This is a genomic window from Amycolatopsis sp. TRM77291 (assembly GCF_054166285.1).
Window position 1 is genome coordinate 4417489 of the sequence record NZ_JBSZHF010000001.1, and the last position, 23197, is coordinate 4440685.

24 protein-coding genes are annotated in these 23197 nt (G+C 68.8%); 3 read left to right on the top strand and 21 right to left on the bottom strand.

Annotated elements, in window-relative coordinates:
* The first annotated feature begins 12 nt into the window (after positions 1-12).
* Positions 13-1155 carry a glutamate--cysteine ligase gene (locus tag ACXIZN_RS20300; RefSeq protein ID WP_457956246.1) on the top strand — a complete coding sequence of 381 codons (1143 nt, stop codon included), beginning with the start codon at positions 13-15 and terminating at the stop codon, positions 1153-1155.
* Between the two features lie 63 nt (positions 1156-1218).
* Here the strand turns inward: ACXIZN_RS20300 and ACXIZN_RS20305 are convergent, their stop codons facing one another.
* The 7 genes from ACXIZN_RS20305 to ACXIZN_RS20335 are packed head-to-tail and all read right to left on the bottom strand — an operon-like array spanning position 1219 to position 6320.
* Positions 1219-2091 (bottom strand): NUDIX domain-containing protein, encoded by an 873-nt coding sequence (locus tag ACXIZN_RS20305; RefSeq protein ID WP_457956247.1) that lies wholly within the window; start codon positions 2089-2091, stop codon positions 1219-1221.
* 4 nt (positions 2092-2095) lie between these two features.
* The gene (locus ACXIZN_RS20310) at positions 2096-3055 is read right to left on the bottom strand and encodes an ROK family protein (RefSeq protein ID WP_034322536.1); all 960 of its coding nucleotides are present in this window, start codon (positions 3053-3055) and stop codon (positions 2096-2098) included.
* A gap of 16 nt (positions 3056-3071) precedes the next feature.
* The gene (locus tag ACXIZN_RS20315) at positions 3072-3491 is read right to left on the bottom strand and encodes a hypothetical protein (RefSeq protein ID WP_126734868.1); all 420 of its coding nucleotides are present in this window, start codon (positions 3489-3491) and stop codon (positions 3072-3074) included.
* Complete coding sequence (locus tag ACXIZN_RS20320; RefSeq protein WP_457956248.1) at positions 3488-4630, bottom strand: ArsA family ATPase; 1143 nt, start codon at positions 4628-4630, stop codon at positions 3488-3490. The genes ACXIZN_RS20315 and ACXIZN_RS20320 overlap by 4 nt, the downstream gene beginning before the upstream one ends.
* Before the next feature lie 14 nt (positions 4631-4644).
* Positions 4645-5085: an SRPBCC family protein gene (locus ACXIZN_RS20325; protein ID WP_125675560.1), complete on the bottom strand. Its 441-nt coding sequence runs from the start codon at positions 5083-5085 to the stop codon at positions 4645-4647.
* A 27-nt stretch (positions 5086-5112) separates the two neighbouring features.
* Positions 5113-5901: a metallophosphoesterase family protein gene (locus tag ACXIZN_RS20330; RefSeq protein WP_410653378.1), complete on the bottom strand. Its 789-nt coding sequence runs from the start codon at positions 5899-5901 to the stop codon at positions 5113-5115.
* Between the two features lie 8 nt (positions 5902-5909).
* Positions 5910-6320, bottom strand: coding sequence for a polyketide cyclase / dehydrase and lipid transport (locus ACXIZN_RS20335; protein WP_192745515.1), 411 nt, complete (start codon positions 6318-6320; stop codon positions 5910-5912).
* Positions 6321-6445: 125 nt separating this feature from the next.
* Here ACXIZN_RS20335 and ACXIZN_RS20340 point away from each other — a divergent pair, with 125 nt between their 5' ends.
* A complete protein-coding gene (locus ACXIZN_RS20340; protein WP_457956250.1) occupies positions 6446-8236 on the top strand; it encodes an AMP-dependent synthetase/ligase in 1791 nt (596 codons plus the stop codon).
* 68 nt (positions 8237-8304) lie between these two features.
* Here ACXIZN_RS20340 and ACXIZN_RS20345 read toward each other — a convergent pair whose 3' ends face one another.
* The 4 genes from ACXIZN_RS20345 to ACXIZN_RS20360 form a co-directional block, all read right to left on the bottom strand.
* Positions 8305-8685 carry a hypothetical protein gene (locus ACXIZN_RS20345; protein ID WP_143055316.1) on the bottom strand — a complete coding sequence of 127 codons (381 nt, stop codon included), beginning with the start codon at positions 8683-8685 and terminating at the stop codon, positions 8305-8307.
* 106 nt (positions 8686-8791) lie between these two features.
* Positions 8792-9889, bottom strand: a complete 1098-nt coding sequence (locus ACXIZN_RS20350; RefSeq protein ID WP_457956251.1) for an FAD-dependent oxidoreductase — start codon at positions 9887-9889, stop codon at positions 8792-8794.
* Positions 9890-9954: 65 nt separating this feature from the next.
* The gene (locus ACXIZN_RS20355; protein WP_192745518.1) at positions 9955-10902 is read right to left on the bottom strand and encodes a ferritin-like domain-containing protein; all 948 of its coding nucleotides are present in this window, start codon (positions 10900-10902) and stop codon (positions 9955-9957) included.
* A gap of 397 nt (positions 10903-11299) precedes the next feature.
* Positions 11300-12544 carry an aminotransferase class I/II-fold pyridoxal phosphate-dependent enzyme gene (locus ACXIZN_RS20360; protein ID WP_457956252.1) on the bottom strand — a complete coding sequence of 415 codons (1245 nt, stop codon included), beginning with the start codon at positions 12542-12544 and terminating at the stop codon, positions 11300-11302.
* Between the two features lie 177 nt (positions 12545-12721).
* On the opposite strand from ACXIZN_RS20360, the gene ACXIZN_RS20365 reads away from it, so the two are divergent.
* Positions 12722-13195 (top strand): hypothetical protein, encoded by a 474-nt coding sequence (locus ACXIZN_RS20365; protein ID WP_457956254.1) that lies wholly within the window; start codon positions 12722-12724, stop codon positions 13193-13195.
* On the opposite strand, the gene ACXIZN_RS20370 is transcribed toward ACXIZN_RS20365, so the two are convergent.
* The 10 genes from ACXIZN_RS20370 to ACXIZN_RS20415 form a co-directional block, all read right to left on the bottom strand.
* Positions 13196-13690 (bottom strand): hypothetical protein, encoded by a 495-nt coding sequence (locus tag ACXIZN_RS20370; RefSeq protein ID WP_457956255.1) that lies wholly within the window; start codon positions 13688-13690, stop codon positions 13196-13198.
* On the bottom strand, positions 13687-14175 hold the full coding sequence (locus ACXIZN_RS20375) for a hypothetical protein (protein ID WP_457956257.1): 489 nt from the start codon (positions 14173-14175) through the stop codon (positions 13687-13689). Before ACXIZN_RS20375 ends, ACXIZN_RS20370 begins: the two co-directional genes overlap by 4 nt.
* Entirely contained in the window at positions 14175-15410 is a 1236-nt protein-coding gene (locus ACXIZN_RS20380) for an MCE family protein (RefSeq protein ID WP_457956258.1), read from the bottom strand. The genes ACXIZN_RS20375 and ACXIZN_RS20380 overlap by 1 nt, the downstream gene beginning before the upstream one ends.
* Complete coding sequence (locus tag ACXIZN_RS20385; protein ID WP_457956259.1) at positions 15407-16612, bottom strand: MCE family protein; 1206 nt, start codon at positions 16610-16612, stop codon at positions 15407-15409. The genes ACXIZN_RS20380 and ACXIZN_RS20385 overlap by 4 nt, the downstream gene beginning before the upstream one ends.
* Positions 16609-17790, bottom strand: a complete 1182-nt coding sequence (locus ACXIZN_RS20390; protein WP_457956260.1) for an MCE family protein — start codon at positions 17788-17790, stop codon at positions 16609-16611. The genes ACXIZN_RS20385 and ACXIZN_RS20390 overlap by 4 nt, the downstream gene beginning before the upstream one ends.
* Positions 17787-18818 (bottom strand): MCE family protein, encoded by a 1032-nt coding sequence (locus ACXIZN_RS20395; protein WP_457956261.1) that lies wholly within the window; start codon positions 18816-18818, stop codon positions 17787-17789. Before ACXIZN_RS20395 ends, ACXIZN_RS20390 begins: the two co-directional genes overlap by 4 nt.
* Positions 18815-19852 carry an MCE family protein gene (locus ACXIZN_RS20400; RefSeq protein ID WP_457956262.1) on the bottom strand — a complete coding sequence of 346 codons (1038 nt, stop codon included), beginning with the start codon at positions 19850-19852 and terminating at the stop codon, positions 18815-18817. The genes ACXIZN_RS20395 and ACXIZN_RS20400 overlap by 4 nt, the downstream gene beginning before the upstream one ends.
* Positions 19853-20156: 304 nt before the next feature.
* Positions 20157-21491, bottom strand: a complete 1335-nt coding sequence (locus tag ACXIZN_RS20405) for an MCE family protein (RefSeq protein WP_457956263.1) — start codon at positions 21489-21491, stop codon at positions 20157-20159.
* A complete protein-coding gene (locus ACXIZN_RS20410) occupies positions 21488-22336 on the bottom strand; it encodes an MlaE family ABC transporter permease (RefSeq protein WP_034322613.1) in 849 nt (282 codons plus the stop codon). The genes ACXIZN_RS20405 and ACXIZN_RS20410 overlap by 4 nt, the downstream gene beginning before the upstream one ends.
* Position 22337: 1 nt before the next feature.
* The gene (locus ACXIZN_RS20415) at positions 22338-23123 is read right to left on the bottom strand and encodes an MlaE family ABC transporter permease (RefSeq protein ID WP_125675589.1); all 786 of its coding nucleotides are present in this window, start codon (positions 23121-23123) and stop codon (positions 22338-22340) included.
* Positions 23124-23197 lie beyond the last annotated feature (74 nt).

The window sequence follows — 23197 nt, forward strand, 5'->3', positions numbered from 1 at the left end:
ACAATTCGGAAGATGAAGATCGACTTCACCCCCTCGCGCCGGTCGACGGTCGGCGCGGAATGGGAACTCGCCCTCGTCGACCGGCGGACCGGTGAGCTCTCGTCGGTCGCGGAGCAGGTGCTCGACGCCGTCCGCCCGGACGGCGAGGAGGAGCATCCGAAGATCAAGCAGGAGCTGCTGCTCAACACCATCGAGGTGATCAGCGGGATCTGCGACACGATCGCCGAGGTCAAGGCCGATCTGAACGACTCGCTGGACGTCGTGCACTCGGTGCTCGACCCACTGGGCGTCGAGCTGTTCTCGGCGGGTTCGCATCCGTTCTCGACGTGGTACCAGCAGAAGGTCACCGACAAGGAGCGCTACGCCAAGCTCATCGACCGGACCCAGTGGTGGGGACGGCAGATGCTGATCTACGGCGTCCACGTGCACGTCGGCGTCGACCACCGAGACAAGGCCCTGCCGATCCTGGACGCGCTGCTCAAGTACGCGCCGCATCTGCAAGCGCTTTCGGCGTCTTCGCCGTACTGGGGCGCGGAGGACACCGGGTACGCCTCGAACCGCGCGCTGATGTTCCAGCAGCTGCCGACGGCCGGGCTGCCGTTCCAGTTCCGGAAGTGGACCGAACTGGAGAGCTACGTCGACGACATGTTCACCACGGGCGTGATCGACCACTTCTCGGAGATCCGCTGGGACATCCGGCCCGCGCCGCATTTCGGGACGATCGAGATGCGGGTGTGCGACGGGCTGCCGACGCTGGAGGAGGTCGGGGCGATCTCCGCGCTGACCCAATGCCTGGTCGACGATTTCAGCGCGCGCCTGGACGACGGCGAGATCCTGCCGACGCTGCCGCCGTGGCATGTCCAGGAGAACAAGTGGCGCGCGGCGCGCTACGGCGTCGACGCGATCGTCATCCTCGACGCGGCGGGCAACGAGCGGCTGGTCACCGACGACACCTACGACCTGCTGAACCGGCTGGAACCGGTCGCCCGGCGCCTGGACTGCACCGACGAACTGCGGTCGGTGGAGACGATCCTGGCTTACGGGCCCAGCTACCTGCGTCAGCGAGCGGTGGCGAAGCAGTACAACGGCAGCCTCCGCGCCGTCGTCGCTTCGCTCATCGCGGAGATGCGGGACGGAAAGATCGCGCGCCCCTGACCCCTCCCGCATTTAGTCCTCTAAATGCGGTAGTTGCCCACACAAAGGACCGCATTCAGAGGACTAAATGCGGGAGTCGAGGTGCCCCAAAAGGGTGCCGGGGCCGAAGGTCGTGGCGCCCAGAGCCTCGACGCGGGACCGCAGCTCACGATCCGCGGTCACCACGACGACGTGGTCGTCCGGGCCGGCCGTCCGGGCCTCCCGTGCGACCGCCACGATCCGGGAGTCCCCGTCGGACTCGGCGTCCACGACCTCGACGCCCGGCACGGCCGCGACTCCCCGCGCCTTGCCCTCGACGACCAGCACGACCTTCGGCCACCACGACCATCCACCGCCGCCGGGCAGCGCCGGATCGGCGAGCCCGGTCTCGGACAAGGTCGCGAGCTTGTCCCGCAACCGTTCCGCGGCGCCACGCCGGTCGCGCCACCAGCCGTCCGGCCGCGACCCGACGACGTTCGCGCCGTCGACCACCAGTACCAGCCTGCGATCCAAGTGTTCCCTCAATCCCGGCCACGCCGCCGCGAAATCCCGGTGCAGCCGGAAGTCCGCGACCTCGGCCGCCCGGACCCACCGCAGTTCCGCGCTCTCCGCACTCGTCACCCTGGCCGCGAGCGGGCCGATCGGCGCGGCCAGGACCGTGGTGTACCGCCAGTTCCCGTGGTCGACGTGCGACGCAGCCAGCGCGCGGACCCGCCCGGGCGGGATGTCGGCCTCCTCGTGCGCCTCACGGGTGGCGGCCTCGCGCGGGCTTTCCCCCGCCTCGACGGCGCCCCCGGGTAGCGCCCAGGTGCGTCCATGATGGACCCACCAGGCCCGCCGCTGCAGCAGGACACCGCGCGCGGGATCGGACAGCAACAACCCGGCGGCGCCGTTCAAACCCCAGTGAAGATGCCCGAAGTCGCATTTCACGAAGCCGTTGCCGTCCTGCCGGGTCACGGCTTCAGCCTGTCACACCGACCTCGGCGCCGGGAGCCTTCGCGGCGTCGACGGCGAGCGCGGCGGCACCGACGATCGCCGAATCGTCGCCGTGGTGCGCGGCCCGGATCCGCGCCAGCGGGCGGTGCCCGGCGCCGGTGATCTTGCCCGCGTAGCGTTCGCGCGCCTCGTCGAGGAACAGCGGCGCCGATTCGGACACCCCGCCGCCGATCACGATGATCTCGGGGTCGAAGACGTCGGCGACCAGGGCCAGGCCCTCGGCCAGCCACTTCGCCAGCTCCGTCATCGCGCGCTGGGCGATCGGGTCGCCGTCGCGGGCGGCACCGGCGACCCGGCGGCCGGTGACCGAGCCGGGGTCTCCCCTGGTCTCGCGCGCGAGGACGGTCGAGCGGCCGGGATGCCGCGCGAGCAGCTCCACCGCCGTGGCGGCCAGCGCCGTCCCGCTGCAGTACCGCTCCCAGCAGCCGTACTTCCCGCACGGGCAGGGCCTGCCGCCGGGAACGACGGTCAGGTGCCCGAGTTCCGGTGCGACACCGTACGCGCCCCGGTAGATCTTGCCGTCGAGCAGCAGTCCCGCGCCGATCCCGGTGCCCAGTGCGATCAGCGCGGCGACATGAGCGCCGCGGGCGGCCCCGAAGCGGTATTCGCCGACCGCGGCGGCGTTCACGTCGTGTTCCAGGGTGACCGGCAGGCCGACCCGCTTTTCGATGCGCTCGGCGACCGGCGCGGCACGCCAGGACAGATGCGGCGCGAACATCACCGTCCGCCGGTCCTTCGCGACGAACCCGGCGACCGCGAGGCCGACACCGGAGACGTCGTGCCGGTTGCGGAGGTCTTCGACGACCCCGGCGATGGCGTCCTCGAGCGCGTCCTCACCGCTGGGCGTCCCGACCCTGGCCGTGTCCATCAGCGAGCCGTGCTCGTCCACCACGCCGGCGCGCACACTCGTGCCCCCGACGTCCACCCCTACCGTCAGCAACTCAGTTCTCCCGGTCCGGCTGCCAAGCGTCGCGCCTGGTCACCGTGATGTGCTGGACCCGCGAAGCTCCCACCTGGACATCTTCGGCCGTGGGCTCCTTCCGCGCAGGCTGGAACCCCGGCATGTGCACGCCGGCCTCGGGTTCCCATCGATCGGCGAGCACCGCCCGCAGCAGCGCGACGAGCTGCGCGGCCTGCTCCATCAGGCGGGCCACGAACTCGGGCCGCTCCCCCCGGAAGATCCCGACGATCGCGCAGAGCGGGCACCATTCGCCGGAATCGTGGTCGGTGCAGCCGTGCCCGGCGGAGATCAGCCCCTCCAGCCACGGCGCGGCGTGCTCGACGACCAGCTCGACCAGCAGGCGGATCTCTTCGACCAGGTCGAGCGGCGCCGATCCGGTGTTCTCGTCGTTCTCGCTCACCCGGGTCCCCGGTTCCCGGCCAGGTTCACGACCAGGCCGTGCGCGTCGGATTCCGCACCGGTGATCCGGCACGGGCGCAGCATCTCCGGCAGCGCGATCAGCCGCCGGAAACCGTCCACGGTGACGGCGAGATCATCGTCCACTCTGGCCAGGTCCACTTCGGAGTCACGGTGCAGCGGCACCGCGATCCGCAGCTCGTAGCCACTGTCCGATTCGGACACCCGCAACAGCGGGGTCACACCTTTTTCGTCTCCCGCCAGGGGATCCAAGCCCTGGTAGAGCTCGTACGCGATCTCCCGCAGCGCCTCGATCCCCACCGGCTCGACCGCGCGATACTCGACGGGCTTCACCTGCCCGGGCCCGAAGCCCGCGTCGGCGAGTTCGGCGAGGACGGTGTTCTGCTGCGCGCGCCGGGTCCGCATCCAGGTGGCCGCCGCGCCGCGCCAGAACCCGGGCGCGGGCATCAGCCGGTTGACGATCAGGCCGTCGACCAGGATTCCGCGCAGGGCAAGGGAACTGAGGGTCCGGCGGGCTTCCGCGACGACTACGCGCTCCGGCGTCAGCACGAGCCGCACGGTCGTGGTGGCCGGGTCGGTCAGCAGGGAGCGCAGCGACTCCAGATGCGCGCCCAGCCGCCGCACCGCGGCCGCCGTCCGCCGCGCGCCCGGTTTGAACATCCTCGACAGGTAGCCGGAGACGGCTTCGGGCAAGGCCAGCAGGCGCAGCGTTTCCGCGGTCGGTCCACAGTCGACGACGACCGTCTCCCAGGGACCGTGCTCGGCGAGGCGCTGCACTTCGGTGAGGGCGAGGAGTTCGTCGACGCCGGGCACCACCGTGAGCTCTTCGGCGTCGAGCGAGTCGAGACCCGCTCCCGCGAGCGCGATCTGGAGTTCCTGCCGGAGTTCGCGCCAGGTGCTGTCGACGAGGCCGCGGGTGTCGATCTGGGCGGCGTGCAGAAGCGTGTCCACTTCGGACGGTTCGCCGCCGAGCGCGAGGCCGAAGGCGTCACCGAGGGAATGCGCCGGGTCGGTCGAGACCACGAGCGTCTTCCTGCCCCGCCCGGCCAGTGCCGCCGCCGTCGCCGCGGCCAGCGTGGTCTTGCCGACACCCCCCTTGCCGGTGAACAGCAGGATCCGCATGCCTACCCTTCGACTCAGGATGCTTCAGCGCGCTTCTTGAGCTCCTTGAGCGCGGTGTCCATGACCATCTTCTCGGCCTTGCGGCGCAGCAGCCCGATCATCGGCAGCGCCAGCTCGACGGACAGCGTATACGTGACCTTGGTGCGGCCGGCGCCCAGCGCTTCTAGGGCGTAGCGGCCGTTCTGGGCCTTCTGCATCTGCCCCTTGACCAGGTGCCAGCTGACTCCGTGGCCGTCGGCGTCCCAGTCGTACTCGAGGGTGTAGACGTCCTTGATGGGTCCGGCGTCGAGGGTGAGTTTCACCTGCTTGGCGCGGCCGTTGTCGTCCTCGGCGAGGACCTCGGTCTCCCGGACGGCCTTGGCCCATTCCGGGTACGCGGGGAAGTCGGCGATGACGGCCATCACCCGCGCGGGCTCGGCGTCGACCTCGATGGACTGCGTGGACTGCTCGGCCATGCCCCGAACTCTAGCCGGGACCGACCGTCACCAGCGAAGCACGTAGGGCTGAGAGGTCTCTTTGAAGTGACCGACGTTACGGCATTCGGTCCTGCCGAGCCTCGTCCGCGGGGTCAGCGGCTGGTGGACGTGCCCGAAGACCGACCAGCGCGGCCGCTGCTCGCGGATGAGATCCACCAGCGCCGCGGACCCGATCTCGGAGCGCCGGGCGATCACGTCGTAGGTCAGTTCCGGGACGGCGGGCGGGATGTGGGTGCACAGGACGTCGACGTTCTCCAGCCCGGCGACCGCGACGTCGTACTCCTCGCGGGTGCGCAGATACGGCCGCCAGAAGCCGTTGCGGCGCGGGACCACGTTCGGCGGGAGCAGCGCGCCGCCGATGAACCCGAAGCGGAGCCCGCCGAATTCGGCGACCTCGCCGTCGAGGACGGTGATGCCGTCGCCGGCGAACTCGGGCCACAGGGACGGGTCGTCGACGTTGCCGGGGGTCGCGAACGTCGGCGCGGTCAGCGCTCCGAAGAGGACGGCGTACTGGTCCTGGATCGCCTCGCCGACGGCGGCGGCGGGATCGGCCAAAGTGGCCCACAACGATCGCGAGAAGGCAACGGTCTCATCACGAGTGCCCTCACGCCGCAGCCGCGCGAACTCGCCGACCTTCTCGGCGCCGAACAGCGCGCCCATGATGCCTTTGTCGTGCTCGCGGTAGTCGACGAAGTCCAGCAGGTCGCCCAGCACGATCAGCGCGTCGGCGCCGTCGCCCGCGCGTTTGAGCGCGTCGGCGTTGCCGTGCACGTCCGACACCACGTGAACCCGCATGCTCTCCCCTACTCGGCCCGGGGACCGACCCCGGGCTCGCGCCCGTCCTCGAGGACCTCCTTGAGCCCGAGCGCGATCGCCTTGGCGGCACGGGCCCTGCGATCGAACTCCCGCCGCAGGTCACGGGCCTGGAGCGGACGAGGCTCCCCGTCCGGACCGGCGGGCGTGGCGCGCAGGAAGTAGTGCAGCAAAGTGCCGTCGAGCACCGGCTCGAGCCAGACCTCCATGGTACCGATCAAGGCGCCGCGCACGGTCCAGCGCAGTCCTTGGTCGCCACGGTCGGTGTAGACCTCCAGGACGAGGTCCGGCCAGTAACGTGACCAAGATCGCGGATCGGCGAAGGCGGCGGCGACGGTGGAGGGCGGGACCACGATGAAGGTCTCGTCGACGATGTCGAGAGCTGGCGGCGCCTGGTTCACAGCGGCAGAATGTCATGCCCTGGGTATGGCCGATTCGTCAGCATGGTCTTAAGGTGCACGGCACGCTAAGTTGACTGGCGGGTAACACCGGTCACACCACTTGCACGCGAACACGGAGGTTCCTCGTGCGCGAATACAGCGCCCCCGCCGCCAATCCGGTGACCGACGACGAGAATCTCGCCGACGTCGTCTGGGCGAACGCGGAGCGGTTCTCCGATGTCGTGAGTTTCCGCCGCCAGGTCGACGGTACCTGGTTGGACGTCACCGCCAAAGACTTCGCCGCCCAGGTTCTGGCCGTGGCCAAGGGAATGGCCGAGGCGGGCATCGCTCCGGGCGACCGGGTCGGGCTCATGTCCAAGACCCGCTACGAATGGACCCTGATCGATTTCGCGATCTGGGCCGCCGGCGCGGTCACCGTCCCGATCTACGACACGTCCTCGGCCGAGCAGGTCCACTGGATCCTCTCGGACTCGGCCGCGAAGGCCGTGTTCGTCGAGACCGACGAACACGTCGCGACGCTGGAGACCGTCAAGGGCCGTCTCGACGCCCTGGAGCACACCTGGCAGATCGAGGGAGGCGCCGTCGAGCGCCTCACCGAGCAGGGTGCCGGGCTCAGCGACGACGACCTCCACGAGCGGCGCCGCACGGTGAAGGCCGGCGACCTGGCCACGATCGTGTACACCTCGGGCACGACCGGCCGCCCCAAGGGTGTCGAGCTGACCCACCGGAACCTCCTCGCCGAGATCCGCGCCGACATCGCCGCGTTCCCGCAGCTGATGGAGCAGGGCAACTCGCTGCTGGTGTTCCTGCCGCTCGCGCACGTCCTCGCCCGCGCCATCGCGGTGACCGCGCTCAGCGCGCGGGTGACCCTCGGGCACACCTCGGACGTCAAGAACCTCGTCGCCGACCTCGGCACCTTCCGGCCGACGTTCGTCGTCGCCGTGCCGCGGGTGTTCGAGAAGGTCTACAACGGCGCGAAGCAGAAGGCGCACGGTGACGGCAAGGGCAAGATCTTCGACGCAGCCGAAGCCACCGCTGTCGCGTACAGCCAGGCCCAGGACACCGGCGGCGCCGGGCTGGGCCTCAAGATCAAGCACGCGCTGTTCGACAAGCTGGTGTTCACGAAGCTGCGCGCGGCCCTCGGCGGCCGGTGCGTGGCCGCGGTGTCCGGCGGTGCCCCGCTCGGCGTGCGGCTCGCGCACTTCTTCCGCGGTATCGGTGTCCCGGTGTTCGAGGGTTACGGCCTGACCGAGACGTCCGCCGCCGCCTGTGTCGGCACCCAGGACGGTTTCCGCGTCGGCACCGTGGGCCGCCCGGTCGCCGGCACCTCGGTGCGGATCGCCGAAGACGGCGAGATCCTGCTCAAGGGCGACGTCGTCTTCAGCGGCTACTTCAACAACCCCGAAGCGACCGCCGAAGCGCTCGAAGACGGCTGGTTCCACACCGGCGACCTCGGCGAGCTGGACCGGGACGGGTTCCTCAAGATCACCGGCCGCAAGAAGGAGATCATCGTGACCGCGGGCGGCAAGAACGTCGCCCCGTCCGGGCTCGAGGACACCATCAAGGCCAGCCCGCTGGTCAGCCAGGCGATGGTCGTCGGCGACCAGCGGCCGTTCATCGGCGCGCTGATCACCATCGACGAGGAGTACTTCCCGTCGTGGAAGTCGCAGCACGGCAAGCCCGCCGACGCCTCGGTGTCCGACCTGGCCGACGACGCCGAGCTGCGCGCCGAGATCCAGACGGCCGTCGATCAGGCCAACAGCGCGGTTTCGCAGGCCGAGGCGATCAAGAAGTTCACGATCCTCTCGAAGGACTTCACCGAGGCCGGCGGCGAGATCACGCCGAGCCTGAAGCTGAAGCGCAACATCGTGAACAAGAACTACGCGACCGACATCGAAGCCCTGTACAAGAAGTAGCTCTTTCGCACGTGAAGGCCCCCTTCGCTGCGTCTAGCGCAGTGAAGGGGGCCTTCACGTACTTCTGGCTACCAGTTCTGGTAAGTCCCGGTCTGCGGTCCGTTCGCGTTCGCGTCCTTCACGAGACCCCGGAAGCCGGCGCCACCCTTGTTGCACAGCGACTGCGTGTTGACCGAGACGCCGGTGGCGTTGGCGCGCTGCACATCGTCGTCGATGAGCAGCCCGCCGCTGACCACCTGCAGGATCACCTCGTCACCGTTGCGCATGCTCTTGCCCTGCGCGTGGATGCACCCGTTGTCGTTGTTACGCCACAGGTACACCTGCCTGCCGAACGAGCTCGCATAGCCCACCTGCGTGTACGTGGCGGCGTGTGCGGCCGGCGCGCTCACCACGGCCAGCCCCGTCACCGCGAAGGTGGCGAGCAGGAGCGCACGAACCTTGTTGTACATCATTGACCCCCAGGGGTGATTTGGTCGGTACGCCGCGTACCGTACTGATGATCAACAAGCGTCACCTGGGAATCTTGCGGCGTATGACCGGTATCACAGGGGTGGTTCACCCGGTGATCTTCGCGTCCCATTCGATGTGGTGCCGATAAAGCCAATTCCGATCCCGGTCGGACGTCGTCCCCGACGACACCGCCGCGCTGTTGGCCACCAGCTCCTCCACCCGCGCCCGCCGCAGCCGTTCGTAGGCCGCGAAAGCCGTTGGCGCGTCGGGAAGATCCCGCAGACACTGCGCCAGCACGACGCTGTCCTCCAACGCCATCGACGCGCCCTGCCCCGCGGCGGGCGAGGCCGCGTGCGCCGCGTCGCCCACGAGCACCATCGACTCGGTGAACCACACCGGCGTCGAGGGGACGTCATAGGAATGCCCGCCGAAGACGTCGTCTCCGGTGGACTCGATGATTTCGGCGGCGGGCAACGGTTCCCCCTCGAAAGCGGCGAAGGCGACCGAGCGCCATTCGGCCGGTGACAGGCCGGAGCGCACTCCCTCGGCCGTCGGAAGCCGCGCGAACCAGTACGTCGTGCCGTCGGGCGTGCTCGTGTAGCCGAAGAAAGCGTGCAGGCTCTGAATCATCCGATAGAGGGACGGCGCCTGCGGGATGCCGGGGTCGGTCGTGTAGCCGTAGACGACGTCGAGGCCTGTCGAGCGTGGAGGCGGGCAGTCCGGGTCGATGATGGTCCGGACGACCGAGCGCAGCCCGTCGGCGCCGATCAGGATGTCGCCCTCGGCCACGGAACCGTCCTCGAAGCGAGCGGCCCCCGGCGTGGCGGAGACCAGCCGTTTCCCGCGCTCGAAGGCGATCCCGCGCGAGATCGCCTCCTCCTGCAGCACGCGATACAGCGCCGCGCGGGTCATCGTGCGCGGCCCGGCGAGACCGTCGATGTCGAACGACCGCCGCTCGACGGTCCGCCCGTCCGGCGTCACCAACTCCAGGCCCACCGCCTCGAAGGACTTGTCGATCACCGGCCCCTCGGCGCCGATCGCGCGCAGGGCGTCCATGCCGTTGTGCATGATCGTCAGGAACGCGCCCGCGTCTTCGCCGCCGGACGGATACGCCTCGTGGACGCTCGCCTCGATCCCGGCCCGCTGCAACGCCATCGCGGTCACCGTGCCCGCGATACCGCCGCCGATGATCACAGCCTTCACCGCTGACCCCCTGTCGTGTCGCCGTCACCCGAACCTACCGGGAAACGGCGACCCGACGGAGAGGGTTACGCGCCGCCGCTGGCGACGATGTCGCCGTTGACCCCCTTGGGGAAGAACCCGCCCTCCTTCACCGGGCCGGGGTTCAGGTAGACCACGTTCAGCACCCGGTCCGCGCCGCGGCCGAAGCAGATGCCGTTGGCGTCGGCGGGCACGATGTTGGCCTGGTTGCCGAGCAGGATGCCCTGGTCGTCGTCGCCGGGACCGTCGAGGGTGTCGCGGGCGTTGGAGATCTTGGCCGCCGCGTCACCGAGGCCGCGGTCGAACAGCGAGGTCCGGATGGTGGCGGCGTGATAGGCCTCGGCCGCCAGGATGCCCGCGGCCGCGTCCAGGAACGTCTTGTTGGTGATCAGCGGCGCGGCGCCCTTGTAGGCCGTCACGCCGACGTCCTCGAACAGGAACGCCGCCAGCAGGAAGTTCTTCTCGTTGGCGAACGGGTCGAACTGCTGGTACTCGCTGATCAGCCCGGCCGCGCGGGCGGCGGCGGTGAAGCTGTTCTTCAGGTCGATCTCGGGCCGAGACACCGCGGCCTCGCCCAGCGCGCCGCGCAGGAACTTGACGTGCGCGACCTCGTCGCCCGCGATCTCCTTCGCGAACTGGTGCAGCGTCTTGTCGTGGAACATGACCTTCTTGCCGCCGACGACGCCACCCTGGGCGCCGACGCCGCCGGTGAGGTCGTCCGGCAGCCCGCGGCCGTGGACGGCGAAGGAATAGAACTCGGCTTCGAGGTACTCCAGGTTGAGCGCGAAGTTGAGCACGGCCGCGTCACTGGGGGCTTCCGCGGCGGCAGCGGCCTCACCCGTCGCCGATGCGGACGAAGTGGCCTGCACCCCGAGGTAGGTCGCGCCGACCACACCGAGCCCCGCCGCGCCCGCGGCCTTCAGGAACCGGCGGCGATCCGTGCGGTTCTCGGCGCTGCGCGAGATCAGGGTACGAACGAAGGGCTTTCCGAACACGAGTGGTTCCTCTCGTCTTTGCGGTGCACACCCACCCACTCGGACGTTCGGAACCACCCGTGACCCGGATTGGAGAAGATCTCGAACCTATTTCTTCGTCACCGTCTTGATCGAGAAACCCAGATCAAGGGCTCGCGAGTGGCCGCGTCACCTCAGCCGGTGTCGCGAAAGCCACTTTCGGGACGTCAGATGTCGCGAAAGTGGCTTTCGCGACACGCCACCCTTGCCTAGATCTCGAACTTATTTCTTCGTCGCCGCGGCAAGGCGGACGCAGACGGCGAGACCGCGGATGGCCTCTTCGACCTCGGCCAGCTCAGNGTCGCGAAAGCCACTTTCGGGACGTCAGATGTCGCGAAAGTGGCTTTCGCGACACGCCACCCTTGCCTAGATCTCGAACTTATTTCTTCGTCGCCGCGGCAAGGCGGACGCAGACGGCGAGACCGCGGATGGCCTCTTCGACCTCGGCCAGCTCAGGGTACGTCGGCGCGATGCGGATGACGGCGTCCTCGGGGTCGTCGCCGTACGGGTGGGTCGCGCCGGCCGGGGTCAGGGCGATCCCCGCCTCCTTGGCCAGCCGCACGACCTCCTTGGCGGTCCCGGACGGCACGGTCAGCGAGATGAAGTACCCGCCGGTCGGCTTGGTCCAGGACGCGAGGCCCGATTCGCCCAGTTCCTTGGTCAGGATCTCGTCGACGGCCGCGAACTTCGGCCCGATGAGCTCGGCGTGCTTGCGCATGTGCTCGCGGACGCCGTCCTCGTCGCGCAGGAACAGCGCGTGCCGGAGCTGGTTGACCTTGTCCGGGCCGATGGTCCGCTTGCCGATGAGGCCGGTCCACCAGGCCAGGTTCGCCTCGGAGGCGCCGAAGAAGCCGACACCGCCACCCGCGTAGGTGACCTTCGAGGTGGAGCCGAAGACGAACACGCGGTCGGCGTTGCCCGCCTCGGTGGCCAGCGCGAGCAGGTCCGCCAGCCGCGCCTCTTCGTCGGTGAGGTGGTGCACGGCGTAGGCGTTGTCCCAGAAGATCCGGAAGTCCGTGGCGGCCGTGGTCATCGTCGCCAGGCGGCGCACGGTGTCGTCGCTGTAGGTGACGCCGGTCGGGTTGCTGTACTTCGGCACGCACCAGATGCCCTTGACCGCGGCGTCCTCGGCGACGAGGCGCTCGACGACCTCCATGTCCGGGCCGGTCTCGGTGAGCGGCACCTGGATCAGCTCGATCCCGAAGCGCTCGGCCAGCGCGAAGTGACGGTCGTAACCCGGCACGGGGCACAGGAACTTGACGCTCGGCTCGTCGGCCCAGCGGCGCCCGGCGCCCGGGAGCTTGCTGAGGAAGGCCTGCACGATCGAGTCGTGCATCAGCTCCAGGCTGGAGTTGCCCGCGGCGAGCAGCTGCTCGGCCGGGACCTGCAGCGGCCCGGCGAAGATGCGGCGGAGCTCGGGCAGGCCCTTGAGGCCGCCGTAGTTGCGGACGTCCGTGCCGTCTTCGGCCTTGCGCACGTCTCCAGGGAGGGCGAGCAGCCCGTCGGCGAGGTCCAGCTGGCGAGGGGACGGCTTGCCGCGGGTGATGTCCAGGGAGAGGCCACGGTCGACGAGGGCCGCGTAGTCGCGGCGGGCGCTCTCGACATCGACAGGTGCAGTGGTCATGCCTAACGCTAAACCCGGGCGCGGTCCGCCGTGAGACGAGGGTGGTCCTAGGGCAGGCGCGCACAAGATCCGATAACGGTTCCGGCGTGTTTTTCAGCGATCGTAACGAGGCCAAATCCCCTATTTTCCCATCACCTTTTCCCGCATTCTCGGCAGTACGAGGAAAAGGGGAGGGAAATGGGAGCGAAGAGATGGGCGGCGGTGACGCTGATGGCGGCGGGCGCGCTGGCCGCGTGCGCGGTACCGAATCAGGGAACGGCACTGCCCGCCGTCACGGTGACCGCTCCGCCGAACACGATCGTGATCCAGCCACCCGCGGTCGCCGCCCCGCCGCGGACGGTTTATGTCACACCCGCGGTCCCCGTGGCGCAAACGGTGATCGCCTTCTACGACGCGATCAACCGGCGTGATTTCCTCACCGCGTGGAATCTCGGCGGGCAACGGCTGGCGAAAGGCGGCACTTATGCCTCCTGGGCCAGTGGATACGCGTCGACTTCCTGGGCCGCCGTCACCGTGCGGAGCGTGAGCGGGAACACCGTGTATGTCGACCTTTCGGCCCGGCAGACCGACGGTTCGCTGCGTACTTTTTCCGGTTCCTACACCGTTTCCGGCGGCGTGATCACCGGCGCGAACATGAAACGCCTCTCGTGATCACAGCGGAGTCAGCTGGGAGATCTTCCACCGGCCGTCCACGCGCTGCGCGGTGACCGAAAGCTGCGAGACCGTCGACTGCGGCGCGCCGCCACCGGCGGTCATCGTCTGCTGGTCGAGGAACAGCAGCACCTCGGCTTGGTCCCCGCGCAGGGACCGGACACCCAGCGACCGGACCGTCGTCGTCCGCACGAGCTTCTGTTCCTCGGCCCGTTTCCGCGCCGACGCGAACTGGTGCCGGTACTGCCCGGTCGCCTCGCCGGTCAGCACCTCGCCCGCGGCCCGCTCGGTGCGCGCGAGGTTGCTGTAGTCGTAGGAGAAGACGGCCTTCACCCCGGCGCCGACCTGGTCCGCGACCTCGGCCGTGGCGGCCTGGTCCACCAGCGCCGCGTTGCCGTCCGAGCCCAGTGAGGACGCCTGGAGGCCGAACCACACGGCGCAGCCGGTGGCCACCACGATGATCGCGAGCAGGATCCGCGGGATGCGTCCGGTCATGATCCCGCCGCCTGGACCGCGCTGACCTTCCAGCCGCCCTCGACCCGCTGGTAGTCCACGGTCAGCCTGCTCACCTTGGGTGCGGCCGAGCCGCCGCCGGTGCTGACCCGCACGTCCAGCACGGCCATCAGCCGCGCCGTCCCGGCGGCGGCGTCGAGTTCGGTGACCGCGGCCTGTTTGAGCTCGGCGGTGGCGACGGTCTTGCTCGCGTTCGCCCGGTCGATCTGGATCTGCCGGTCGCCGGTGAGGTCCTTGCCGAGCCGTCCCGTGGTGACGCCGAGCCAGCGGTCGACGTCCTTGGCGCCGCTGCGGTAGTCGATCGTGTTGAGCACTTCGAGCTGGCCGGACGCGGCGGCCAGGACGGCTTCGCGTTCTCTGCCCCTCGCCAGGCCGTCGTCCCGGGCGGCGCTCCACCACGACCAGCCGAACCAGGCGGCCGCGAGGACCGCCAGCGCGGCGACGACGGTGAGGGCACGGGTGAGCACTACTTGCCGCCCAGCAGCGCGCCGAGCCCGCCGGGCGCGGATCCGGAGAGCAGGCTCAGCACGCCCGGCAGCTGGGCGGATTCCGCCGCCTGCGGGGTCTGCTTCGGCCGCTCCGGAACCGCTGGCGGCTTCCCTGCGTACGGAGCGTTCTGTGAGCCGCGCACGCCGGTGGGGCTTCCCGGCGGCTCGGCGCAGTACGCGTGGGTGTTCACCGGCGCCTCGGTGGTGTCGTTGGCGGGACGCTGTTTCGTGCCCTCGTACCCCTTCGTGCACGAGACCGGGTCGAAGAAGTTGAACACCACGCCCAGGTGACCGGTGCCGTCCGGCGACGTCGAACGCGAGAACGCCGAGATGATCGGGTACGCGACGAGCAGTTCCTCGATCGCGTCGGTGCGTGCGGACGTGATCTGGGCGGTCGTGAGCGTGTTCGCGAACAGCACGCCGAGGTCCGTCCCGGAGACCGCGAGCACGTCGCTGATCTGGCGGCTCAGCTTCGGCGCCTCGTCGATCACGCGCCGCAGGTCCGGGTCGGAGGTCTTCAGCTGCGCGGCGATCGTCTTGAGCCCGCTGGAGAACTGGGTGATGTTCTCCGCCTGCCGCCGCTGGGTGTCCAGCACCGTCCGGGAATTGGCGAGCAGGCCCTGGGTGTCGGGCAGGTACTGCGTCGCGGTCGCGGTGAGCGAACCGGTGCTGTTCAGCAGCTGCCGCAGATCCGGGCCGGCGTTGGCGAACGCCTCGTAGGTCTCGTCGACGACGGTCTTCAGCGATTCCGGCTTCACGCTCGACACCAGTTTGTCCAAATTGGACAACACGGTCTCCGGCCCGAGCGGGATCGAGGTCTTGTCGCGTTTGATGACCGATCCTTCGGCGAGGTACGGCCCGTTTTCGTGCATGGGCAGCAGGTCGACGTACTGCTCCCCCACCGCCGACCGGTTCGCGACCGCGGCCTTGGTGTCCGCGGGGATCTTCGGCGCGCTCGAATCGATGTCGAGACCGAGGTCGATACCGTGTTCGGTGAGCGTCATCGACGCGACCTTGCCGACCGCGACACCGCGGTAGGAGACCTCGGCGTTGACGAAGATCCCGCCGGAGTCCACGAGCTGCGCGGTGACGAGGTAGCCGCGGGTGCCGAAGAGCCGGTCCAGCCCGGCGTACTTGCCGCCCGCGTAGACGACCGAAACCACCGCGATGACGACGAACGCCGCCAGCTGGATCCTGGTCTTGCGCGTGATCACCTGCCACCTCCGAGCAGCGGCCCGAGGATCCCGCCCAGTACGCCGCCGAGCACGTCACCCTGCGGTGTCTGCGGAGCCTGCGGGAGATCACCGGCGGGAAGCGGCAGCACAGGTGGCGCGGCACCGTTGTTGAACGGGATCGCGCCGGGTGTGCCCGTCCCCTGGGTGCCCGGCAGCTGGATGATCGGCTGCGACGAGTTGTTCATGTTCTCCAGGAACGTGTCCAGCTTCAGGTCGATCTTCGCTTCGACGTTCGCGTAGTCGCCCTTGATCACGTTGCCCGCGTAGTCCGGGAACGGGTACGTGAGCAGGATCCGCAGGGCCGTCGGCAGGTCTTGGCCGGCGTCGGCGAGCTTCTTCAGCGTGGGCTGCAGCGCGCGCAGGTTCGCGACCAGCGTGTCCTTGCTCGCGTTGATCGTCTCGGTCGCGACCCCGGACAGCGTGTTCAGCGATTGCAGCATGCCGACGAGCTGGTCCCGTTGCTCGGTCACGACCTTGAGCCCCGGCGAGAGGTTGTCGAGCGCGTTCGTGAGGTTCTGCGTCTGGCCGACGAGGGTCTTGGACAGCTTGTCGAGACCGTCGATGGCGCGCAGGATCTCGCCCTTGTGCCCGTCGAGTTCGGTGGCGAGCTTGTCCACTTGGGACAGCAGGGAGCGGACCTCGGCCTCGTTGCCGGTGAGCGCTTCGTTGAGTTCGTGGCTGATCTTCTGGATCTGCTCGACGCCGCCACCGTTGAGCAGCAGGGAAAGCGCGCCGAGGACCTCTTCGACCTCGGGGTTGCGGTTCGTGCGGTCCAGCGGGATCTTCGCGCCCTCGGCGAGCGTTCCCTCGGGTTTCTCGGGGGCGTGCAGGTCGACGAACTTCTCCCCGAGCAGGCTCGACTGCCGCAGCTCGGCACGAGCGTTCGCGGGCAGCGCGATGTCGCCGTTGACGACCATGCTCACCCACGCCGAGCGCGTGTCCGGCGCGAGATCGATCTTCTCGACGCGGCCGACCGGGACGTCGTTGACCTTCACACTCGCCTGCGGCACGAGGTCGAGTACGTCGGAGAACTGCGCGGTGAGCCGGTACGGGTGGTCACCGAGATCCGCACCGCCCGGCAAGGGCGTGTTGTACAGCCCCGAAAAACCGCCGTCACTGCAACCGGCGAGCACCAGGACGCCCGCCATCACTCCCGCGATCTTCTGCCGTTGACGCCTCATTTCGGGATTCCCTTGGTCATGACGTCGACGAGCGGGAGCGGCAGTGGTGGCAGCTCGCCGCTTTGCAGTGAGGCCAGTACCTGCGGCACCGACGGGAGTTTCAGCGTGCCGTCGAGGACGGGCGCGAGCTGCTTGCAGATGTTGCCCAGCGCGTCCGGGATCGGCTTCGGCGTGCTCGCGCTGATCAGGCGGCACACGGTGAGGATCGGCGGATGCGTCAGCTCGTTCAGGTTGTCCCGCACCGCGATCGTGCCGGACGCGGCGTCGTAGGAGTTGATGAAGTTGGTCGCGCCGGTGGGCGCGATGTCGATCACCTCGGCGAGCGAGGCCCGCTGGTCCACGAGCACCTTCGTCAGTCCCGCCAGTTTGTCCACATTGGACGAGAGGAGGTCCTTGTTCTCCGCGACGAACTTCTCGACGTCGCCCATCGCCGTCGCCAGTGAGGTCAGCGCGGCGCCCACGTCGGCGGAATCCGCGGCCAGGAAACCGCTCACGTCCGCGGCCCGGCGGTAGAACTCGTTGAGCTGCTTGTCGCTCTCGGCCAGCGCGCCGGTGAAGGAGTTCAGGTTCTGGACCGTGGTGAACAGGTCGCCTTTGGAACTGTCCAGCGTCTTGGCCAGCTCGGACAGCCGCGTGACCGTGGTGTTGAGGTTCTTGCCGTTGCCGTCGAGGTTCGCCGCGGCGGTGTCGAGCACGTCGGACAGCGCGCCGTTCTTGTTGGCGCCGTTGGGTCCCAGGCTGGTCGAAAGCTTGTCGAGACTCGTGTAGAGGTCGTCGAGCTCGGCCGGGGTCGCCGTCTTCTCCTTGGCGATCACCGTGTCCGAGGCCATTTCGGGGCCGCTCTCGTACGCCGGGGTCAGCTGGACGTACCGGTCGCTGACCAGGCTCGGCGCGACGACGACGGCACCCGCGTCGGCCGGGATGGGGGTGTCGCCGTCGATCCGCATGTCGACCCGGACCGCCTCACCCTGCGGTGTGACCCCGGTGATCTCCCCGACCTTCACCCCGAGCACCCGGACCGACGAACCCGCGTAGAGCCCGACCGTCTTCCCGAAGTAGGCACTGATCCGCGTCCCGCCCGGCTCCTTGAACACCAGCCACAATCCGGCGGTCAGGAGCAGCACGAGGACACAGGCGAACGCGACCCAGTCGTAGACCGTGCGGGTGCGAGTGCTCATCGTCCGCCCACCCCCTGGTTCGGTGCCGCGATCGGCGGGGTGCAGCCCTCCGGGTTCACCTGGAACGCGCCCGCGATGATCGTCGGCGGCAGCAGCCCGCACAGGTAGCCCTCGAACCAGCGCCCGTTGCCGGTCGCGTTGGCGCCGACGCGGGCGAACGGCGCCATCAGCGCGAGACTGCGGCTGAGGTTGTCCTGGTTACGCTGCAGGATGTCGGTGACCTTGCCGAGTTTCTCCAGTGTCGGCTTCAGCTGTTGCCGGTTGTCGGCGACGAGACCGGACAGCTGCGCCGAGACCTGTTGCGTGCCCTTGAGCAAGGTGCTGATCGCGTCCTTCCGGTTCTGCAGTTCGGCGAGCAGGAGGTTGCCGTCGTCGAGGATCCGTTTCAGCTGCGCGTTGCGGTCGGACAGTGTTTTGGAGACCTTGCTCGTGTTGGCCAGCAACGTCTTCAGGTCACCGTCGCGTGAGGACACCGTCCTGGACAAGGAGGAGAGCCCGCTCAGCGCGTCCTTGAGGTACTGCGGGCTGTCCTTGAGCGCGTCGGAAAGGACGGTGAAGCTCGTCGCCAGCTGCGCGGTGTCGATGTCGCCGACCGTGCCGGACAGCTCCTGGAACGCGTCCTGCAGCTCGAACGGCGTCCGCGTGCGGTCGAGCCCGATGGTCGTGTTCGGGTCCTGGCTGCCTTTGCCCTTCGGCGTGAGCGCGAGGAACTTCTCGCCCAGCAGCGTCTTGATCTCGATCGACGCGGCGGTCGCGTCGCCGACCCGGACGTCCTTGACCCGGAACTTCACCAGCACCTTCTTGCCCGCCAGCTCCACCGAGCTGACCTGCCCGACCTTGACCCCGGCGACCTGGACCTCGTTGTCCGGCGCCAGCCCGGCGGACTCGCCGAAGTACGCGGAGTACGTCGTCCCGCTGCCGAACAACGGGATCCGGTCGGAGAAGTACGTCGTCGCCGTGACCAGCACGATCAGGATGAGCGTCACGCCGCCGACCACGGCCTGGTTGCGTTCCTTGAGCGGCTTCACGGCCCGCACCTCTCCGGTCGCTGCGTGCCGGGCAGCGGCGTGATCGGCAGTTCGATGTCGAGCGACTTGATGCCGATGCTGCCGGAGATCCCGCACAGGTAGTAGTTGAACCAGCTGCCGTAGCTCAGCGTCCTGGTGAACTTCTGCAGGTTGCCCGGCAGCACCTGCAGGAGGTGGTCGAGCAGCTGTTCGGAATCGCCGAGGTTCTGCGACAGCGCGCCGAGCTGGACGACGTCGTCCTTGAGCGCCGGGCGCGCATCGGCGAGCAGGCCGGTCGTGGCGACGGTGAGGTCGCCCAGCGCCTTGACCGCCTCCCCGATCGGCTGCCGCTGCTCGGAGAGCCCGGTGACGAGCCGCTGGGTCTGGTCGATCAGCTCGCCCAGCTGCGGCGAGCGTTTCTCGACCGTGCCGAGCACGGTGTTGAGGTTGGCGATGACCTCGCCGATGATCTTGTCCTTGCCCGCGATGGCCGACGTGACCGACGCGGTGTGCGCGAGGAGGCTGGTGATCGTGCCGCCCTCGCCCTGGAAGACCTGGATGATCTCGTAGGAGAGTTTGTTGACGTCCTCGGGGTTCAGCGCGCGGAAGAGCGGCTTGAACCCGTTGAACAGCACGGTCAGGTTGAGCGCCGGTTTGGTGCGCTCGGGCGGGATGACCCCGCCGCGCGGCAACGACTTCTCGTCCCCGATGTCGGTGCCGAGCGAGAGATACCGCTGGCCGACGAGGTTGCGGTACTTGATCGTCGCGGTCACCGACGCCGGCAGCCGGTGCGAGGTCTGGACGTCGAAGTGGACCTGGGCGAGGTTTTTCTCGCCTTCTTCGACCTCGATCTTGCCGACCTGGCCGACCTTCACGCCGACGATGCGGACGTCGTCACCCTCTTTGAGGCCGGACGCGTCGGTGAACTTGGCCGTGTAGCCGGAGGTCTCGCCGAAGTTGGTGTTCGCGATGGTGGCGCCGAGGATCGCGGTGAGCAGCACCGTCACCACGGCGAAGACGAGGATCTTGACCAGATCCGGGATGAAGGACCTCATCGGGCGCCCCTCCCGTCCGCGGTGGGGTGAGCGCGTTGCGAAAGCCACTCACGACCCGCCGCAGCCACCACAAGCGTGTCGCGAAAGCCACTTTCGGGACACGTAACGTCCCGAAAGTGGCTTTCGCGACACGCTTGNGAACTGGGGAAGTCTGCTGGTGGGGCCGCTGTACCGCGGGGCGGAGGTGGAGCTGCGATGAGGGCTGTGCTGAACGTGGGGTCCGGGTCCGTGAAGGCCTCCTTCCCTACCTTGAGAGTAGGGAAGGAGGCCTTCACGGACCCGGACCCCACGTTCAGCACAGCCCTCATCGCAGCTCCACCTCCGCCCCGCGGTACAGCGGCCCCACCAGCAGACTTCCCCAGTTCGGCACCTGGTCCGGCGTCGTGCCCATCGCCGGCGACACGAGCAGGTCGATCAGCCGCTGCTCGTCCGGCGAGTTCACCACGGAACCACCCGCGTTCCCGCCCGCGGGAATGGTCCCGTTCGACGGCAGCCTGCCGTCGGGGTCGCGCGGCGGCGCGGGCTTCGAGGATCCGTCGTCGATGGCGCCGTCCGGCGGGTACTGCGGCCAGCGGCCCGGCGGCGGCACCTCCGGGTAGCACCGCGGCCCGCGTTTGTCGTTGTACTTCGGCTCGTCGACCCCGGGCAGGTATTTGCCCCGGCTCGGCGTGAACTCGATCGTCACCCGGCTGACCTCGGGATGCGCGGTGCCCTTGCCGAACGCGAGTTCCGCGCGCGGCACCGACCCGGCGAGCTGCTTGAGCAGGCACGGGTATTCCGGCGCGTATTTCGCGAGAACGTCCAACGTGGGCTGAAGGTTGGTGGTGAGGCGGATCAGGTTGTCCTGGTTCACCTTCAGGAAACTCGTCAGATCGATCGAGGCCGCGGTCACCGTCGAGTACACGTCGGCGAGCCCGCGCTGGCTATCGACCAAGGTCTTGCTCGTGGTGGTCAGATCCGAAAGCGCGGCCAGCAGATCCGGCGCGGCCTTGTCGTAGATCTTGGCGGCGTCGGCGATCCCGGTGATGTCGGCCTTCAGGTCGGGCAGCGACGGGTTCACCTTGCCGAGGTAATCCGAAAGCCCCGCCATCGTCGCGCCGAGCTGCTTGCCCTGACCGTCCAAAGCGGACGCGACGGCGTTGAGCGTGCTGGCCATCTTCTCCGGCTGGACGGCCTGCAGCAGCGGCATCACGTTGCCGAGCACGGTTTCCAGCTCGATCGCGCTGCTGCTGCGGTCCTGCGGGATGACGTCGCCCTCGGCGATGTGCCGCTCGGGCTTCTCCGGGATCTGCAAAGCGACGTACCGTTCGCCGAACAACGTCTTCGGCAGCAGCCGCGCGGACACGTTCGACGGGATGACCGACGTCTTGTCCGGCTGCAGCGCCAGATCCATCGTCGCCCGATCGCCGTGCGCCTGGATCGTCCGGACCTCGCCGACGACCATCCCCCGCACCTTCACGTCCGCGCCCTCGCGCATCTGGTTGCCGATGCGGTCGGTCTCCAGTTTCACCAGCGTCACCGTGGTGAAGGCCTTCTGGTAGAAGGCGATGGTGGTGACGAAGAACAGCACGACCACCACGAGGAAGATCAGCCCCAGCACCTGGTGCCGGAGCCGCTGCAGCAGAATCCTCCTGTTCACCCGGAAATCCTCACCGTCGTCGTGGCGCCCCAGATCGCGAGGCTGAGGAAGAAGTCGAGGACCGAGATCAGCACGATCGACGTCCGCACCGCGCGCCCGACCGCGACGCCGACCCCGGCGGGCCCACCGCTGGCGGTGTAGCCGTAGTAGCAATGCGAAAGGATCACGAGCACGCTGAAGATGATCACCTTGAGGAACGACCAGAGCACGTCCTCGGGCGGCAGGAACAGCGTGAAGTAATGGTCGTAGGTGCCCGCGGACTGGCCGTAGAGCCAGATGGTGATCTGCCGCGAGGCGAGGTACGACGAAAGCAGGCCGACGGCGTAGAGCGGGATGACGGCGGTGACGCCGGCGATCACCCGTGTCGTCACCAGATACGGCAGGCTCGGCACGCCCATCACTTCGAGCGCGTCGATCTCCTCGGAGATCTTCATCGCGCCGAGTTGCGCGGTGAACCCGCAGCCGACGGTGGCCGAGAGCGCGAGCCCGGCCGAGAGCGGCGCGACCTCGCGGGTGTTGAAATAGGCGGAGATGAACCCGGTGAGCGCGGCGGTGCCGAGCTGGTTCAGCGCCGAGTAGCCCTGCAGACCGACGATGAGGCCGGTGAACAGCGTCATCCCGATCATCACGCCGAGCGTCCCGCCGATCACCGCGAGCGCGCCGGTGCCGAAGCTGACCTCGGTCAGCAGGCGGAAGATCTCGCGGCCGTAGCGCCGGATGGTGCGCGGGGTCCAGGCCAGCGCGCGGAAGTAGAACGACAGCTGGCCGCCGAAGCCTTCCAGCATCGCGCCGGGACGCGCGATGATTTCGAGCGTCCGGTCGGAGACAGCGGGTTCGCCTGCCATGTCACATCGCCTTCGGCGGGACGATCCGCAGGTAGATCGCGGTCAGCACGACGTTGATCAGGAACAGCAGCAGGAATGTGATGACCACGGCCTGGTTCACCGCGTCGCCGACGCCCTTCGGCCCGCCCGCCGGGTTCAGCCCGCGGAACGCCGCGACCACCCCGGCGACGAAACCGTAGAGGAGCGCCTTGATCTCGCTGATCCACAGATCCGGCACCTGCGCGAGCGCGTTGAAGCTGGCGAGGTACGCGCCGGGGGTGCCGCCCTGCATGACGACGTTGAAGAAGTAGCCGCCGAGCACGCCGACGACGCTGACCAAACCGTTCAGCAGCACCGAAACCACGATGGCGGCGAGCACGCGGGGCACGATCAGGCGCTGGATCGGGTTGACCCCGAGGACTTCCATCGCGTCGATCTCTTCGCGGATCTTGCGGGCGCCGATGTCGGCGCAGACCGCGCTCCCGCCCGCGCCCGCAACCAGCAGCGCGGTGATCAGCGGGCTCGCCTGCTGCACGATCGCGAGGGCGCTCGCCGCGCCGGTGAACGACTGCGCGCCGATCTGCTGCGTCAGCGAGCCCAGCTGCAGCGCGATGACGGCGCCGAACGGGATCGCCACCAGCGCCGTCGGCAGGATGGTGACACTGGCGAAGAACCAGCACTGCTGGATCCATTCGCGGAACTGGAACGGGCGCTTGAAGATCGCGCGCAGGACCTCCCACGACAGGGTCGCGAGCCTGCCGACCTGTGTGAGCGCACCCGTACCGGGGACGGACACCGTCGCTCCCACAGAACCTCCCAGCTCGCCTGCCCCGAGTCTTACTCCACCTGTCAACGCCCCATTGCGTTAGCGGTGTTCACTTT